This is a genomic window from Anaerolineae bacterium, from assembly GCA_014360855.1.
In the GTDB taxonomy this organism is placed as follows: domain Bacteria; phylum Chloroflexota; class Anaerolineae; order JACIWP01; family JACIWP01; genus JACIWP01.
Genome location: JACIWP010000240.1, coordinates 1 through 4,566, shown reverse-complemented (window position 1 = coordinate 4,566; position 4,566 = coordinate 1). Strand labels below are relative to the sequence as shown.

The following is a 4,566-nucleotide window of genomic DNA, read 5'->3' as shown; positions in this document are numbered from 1 at the left end:
GGGGGGGGGGGGGGGGCGCGGGCCCGGGGGCGGGCGACCCCGTCGGGGGGGGTGGGGGGGGTTTGGGGGGGGTGGACGTGGGCGCCGGCGCGTAGTGCGTCAACTGCACGAAATGGATGACCTCATCGCCGTCCCCCTCGCAGGAGATGCGGAAGTCCGCCCGGCCGCCGGCCAGCCCGTTCTGGAAATTGGCGTCCGGCAGATAGAAGGTCTTCTGCACCCAGCGGTCGGTGCCGGTCTTGACGATGGCGGGGCCGGCGAACTTGATGCCGCTGTCCGAGTCATATTCCAGGCGCCAGGTATCCGGCCCACTGCCGAAGATATGGTCATAGTAGGTCACCGTCAGGGAGACCGGATGGGTCGCTCCGTAGAGATAGCGGTCATCAATGTCAAAGTACATGGAGGTATTGCCGCTGGCCTGGTCGGTGCGCCGGGTGATCCAGCTCTCCCAGGCACTGCTGTCCAGGTACGGCACATCTCCCTCGACGGGTGCGGCCTCTCGGATCTGATAGGGCGGGCAGTTGGTCTGGGGCTGGACATGGCATACCGGCCGGTAGGTGATGGCTACGGTCCTGCCGCCGGGGATATCATCGCGCTGATACAGGTAGAACGAGTAGTTGCCGCGCTTGGGGTAGTAGGTGTAGCCCGACTCGCGCAGGGCGACCCACACGCTGGGTGTGTCGTACGGCGTGCGGCCGATATGGCGCTGGGTGAACTGCAAGATCGGCCACAGGCGGGTGCCGCCGGCCATGTCGGTAAACACCTCCTCCGCCAGGGCGATGTAATCGGCATGGCTGTCCAGCGCGCTCAACATCGCCCAGTAGACCTGCGCATCATCGCGCAGATAGAAGCGGTAGGACTCGAAACCAATGGGAAGGGTGTCGGAATACGAAATGATGGGGTCTTCCAGGAACGACAGATAGCCGTAGGAGTAATACGGGTCCCGGCAGACCATCTTATCGCGGTCGGCCATCAGCCCATTGCCCTTGAACCCGACGCCGCGCATGGCGGCGTAATTGGCGATCTCGCGGCGCTCGTACTCATGGCCGCGCACAAAGATGGGGTAATGCTGGGTCATGAGGGGTTTATTCGGGAAGGCCTCGCGATAATAGCCGATGATGTTGTTCACCACCTCGATCCACTGTTCGCTGGTGTAGCCCAGCGAGGCCAGGCACTGGTCCATGGCATCGTCGATGCCCGGCTGGTTCTCGCCGTCGCGCCCGGTGCTGATCTGCACCCATTCGACGCGCGGGTCGTTGTTGTAGCGCGCCCCAAAGGCGCGGATGAGGTTGTGAAAGCCCTCCTGGAACTCGGTGGACCAGTAATTGGGGACGATTTTGCCGCCGCAGAGGAGGACGGGGATCCACGCCGGCGCCATGCTCCCGCCGGACGTACAGCTATCCACTCCCAGCGCTACCACCCTGCCCTGGGCCGCCTCGCCGGCGATCCAATTGTCCACTGCCGACCAGTCGTACACCCCGGGCGCCTTCTCGATATCCTTCCAGGCGAAGGTCATATGTCCGCCGGTGAGCAAACCCGGATAGGTGGAGGGGGGCACATGCCGGCCGTGAAAGAGGTAGATGCCCGGGTTGCGCACCATGGCTTTGTGAGCGGAGGGGCCGCCGCCTGTGCCGGCCGGCTCCTCTGCCCGCACGTTCACCCGGCCGGCGAGCAGAGCGCCGGCGACCAGCCCCAGCAGTGCCAGCAGGAGCACGAAGGGCAGTAGTCGTTTCATGTTCGCGGCCTCTCTCCCATGGAAAGCCTGGCCAGGTGGTAGGCCTGGCCAGGCTCAAGCGAGATCCTTCCGCAGGGCTAGTAACGCTTCAGCAGGATGGGCAGTACCGCCTGTCTGGGCAATGTGGGCGTTGGCGTGATGGTCGGCGTCGGTGTGTCGGCCAAGCGATCGCCGAAGTTGATAATGTGCGTCATGCCGGCGACCACGGGCACCACATAATTGTTGGCCGTGGTCGAAACATAGCCGGGCGGGTCAATCTCGATCAGCGCGTAATTCCCTGGCTCCAGGTTCTCGAAGCGATAAAAGCCGTCCAGTAGGGTCGTGTACGAGTTGATCAGATTGCCCTCGCGATACAGGTTCAGCACGGCGTTGGGCAGGGGCGGCTCCCCCAAATCGGGCTGGCCGTTGCGGTTCATATCATGCCACACGATGCCCTGAATGCCGCCGGTGGATGGGGTGGCGGTCGGTGTGCGGGTAGGGGTAGCCGTCGGGGTGCCGGTGGCCGTCGGCGTGCGGGTCGCCGTGCCGGTCGGGGTGATGGTCGGCGTATGGGTCGGGGTGCCGGTGGCGGTCGGCGTCGGGGTCGGCGGCGGGATAATGTACGCCAGACAGAGCTGAGGACGGTAGGCCTGTACGGTGGACTCAGATGAGGAGAAGGTGTACAGGGCGGTCATATCCCGACAGCGGTAGGGCTTGACCACCACGCCGTAATTCTCCCCGGGACTGCCGGCCCAGTGTTGGGCCGATTCGCTGACATCCAGGTCGATCCAGCGGTCAATGTCCCTGGTGGGGTCATAACAGCTCACCACATCGTCCGGCGTGCCGCTCCGGTCCACGCCTACGCCGTTGACGCCCGGCACTGCCCAGCCCACACCGGACAGGGCGGAGTTCCAGGTCGCCTGGTCCTCGGCCCAGGGCCGCAGGACCTGATAGGAGTGCAGGGTGATGGGGACATTGGCCGGGTTGGTGGATTCCCAGAAGAGCTTGAGGGTGGCGCTGATGACCTGGGCGCCGGCCGGCAGTTTCCCCGTTATATCAAACTTCACGAGGATGCTGGTGTTATCCTCCGTCTTGCCGTACAGCTTGATGCCGTTGCCGTAATTCGTGCTGGGGAAAGCGATGTCAATATAGGTGTCAATATTGCCTGTATAGCCGCCCAATCCTTGCTGTAAGCAGATAACCGTCGGGGCGGGCGTGGCTGTCGGCGTGGGCGTCGGTCCCGTGGTCGGCGTTGCGGTTGCCGTCGGCGTAGGCGTCGGGGTCGCGGTGAAGGTCGGCGTGGCGCCGGTGGGCGTCGCGGTGGGCGTGGCGCTGGGCGTGAAGGTGCGCGTCGGTGTGGGTGACACGGTGAAGGTTGGGGTGGACGTGGGCGCCGCGGTGGCGGTCAGGTTCAGCTCGGTGCTCTCGGCGGAATGCCACACCCCCGTCTGATCGGCGTCCACGTTGTTCTCCCACGGCCCGATGCGGAAGTAGACCGTGTCCCCTTCATAGGCGCCGTCCTTGCCGGGCACCTCATCATCGTCGCCGCGCACGGTGATGGTATAGACCGAGGTTTGTGGATTTGGCGGCGCCGGCGTGAAGGTCAGCGTGGTGCCGCAGATGACCGGCGTCGTGCCGTCCAGCACATAGGCGGTGATGAGGGTGCCGTCCGGCACGCGCGCGCCGTTGACCGTCACGGTGCCGTAAAAGGTATGGGAGGGCGGTGGTACCGCCAGGGCCAGGCCGGCGCTCCACGTCAGGAGCATCACGGCCAGTATGACTGCCCCGATGGCCTTGCGCACTGTTCGCGTTCCCATGATAGGGCCTCCTTCGCCGCCTCAGTTCGACACCGTGAGCGTGCAGTTCTGGTTCACGTAGATCCAGTAGCCGTAGCCGGGGCGCAGTTCCTGCAGAGTATTGGCCCAGGACGGGACGGAGACATCATAACTGCGCCAGGAGCTGGTGCCGGCATTGTACTCGAAGACCTTGGTGTACTTGCCCTCGATGGAGGTCAGGGCATCGGCGACAGGCTGGGAATTGGCCCGCGGGAAGCCCACCAGATTGGCGCCGGTGTACAGGGGGATATCCGTGCTGGAGGGCAGGGTGCCGGTCACGGGCAGGGTCGCCGGCTGATTCATGTAAATCCAGAAGCCCATGCTCGGGTCCAGGTTTTGCAGGGTGTTGGCCCAGGAGGGCACGCTGACATCGTAGCTCTTCCAGCTCTTGGCGGCGTTATCGTAGGCGAAGACCTTGGTATATTTGCCGTCGATGGGCGCCAGCACATCCTGGATGGCCGTGCTGGCCGGCTGTACCGGGAAGGAGACCAGGTTGGGACCGGTTTGCAGGGTTACGTTGTGTACCACCTGGCTGGAGGAGCGCTTGGCCAGCATGACCATGTGGATGTATTCGTCGCCGTCGCCGTTGCAGTTGATGCGGAAATCGCTGAGGCCCAGGAGCCCATTGGCCATACGGGCGTCGTCAATGTAGAAGGTGAACTTCTTCCAGGTGTTGGTATTGGTCTTGGTGACCGTGCCGGCGCTCTTCATGGTGCCGCCCGGCCCGTCATATTCCAGGGACCAGGTATCGGTGCCGCGGTCAAAATAGGTGACCGTGATGGAGATGGCATTGGTGCCGCCGTACAGATAGCCGTCGTCCACCTTGAACCACATGTAGGGGTTTCCAGCGGCCTGGTTGGTGCGGCGGGCGATCCAGCCCTCTTTGGTGCCGGCGAGGAAAGAGACGTTGGGCTCCACCAGGGTGTTCTGGATTTGATATGCCCCGGAACCGCTGGGGCGATAGGTGACCGCCTTGGTACTGCCTCCCGGCACACTGTTATCCTGGTAGAGATAGAA

At 64.0% G+C, this 4,566-nt stretch carries 3 protein-coding genes; all 3 read right to left on the bottom strand.

The genetic code is table 11. From position 1 onward, the window contains the following. The coding region (locus H5T60_11845) for a hypothetical protein (protein MBC7243123.1) at positions 1-1,735 on the bottom strand (1,735 nt) is incomplete at its 3' end. Between the two features lie 77 nt (positions 1,736-1,812). Then, positions 1,813-3,531, bottom strand: coding sequence for a DNRLRE domain-containing protein (locus H5T60_11840; GenBank protein ID MBC7243122.1), 1,719 nt, complete (start codon positions 3,529-3,531; stop codon positions 1,813-1,815). A gap of 21 nt (positions 3,532-3,552) precedes the next feature. Continuing rightward, on the bottom strand, positions 3,553-4,542 hold the full coding sequence (locus H5T60_11835) for a hypothetical protein (GenBank protein MBC7243121.1): 990 nt from the start codon (positions 4,540-4,542) through the stop codon (positions 3,553-3,555). Between the last annotated feature and the right edge of the window lie 24 nt (positions 4,543-4,566).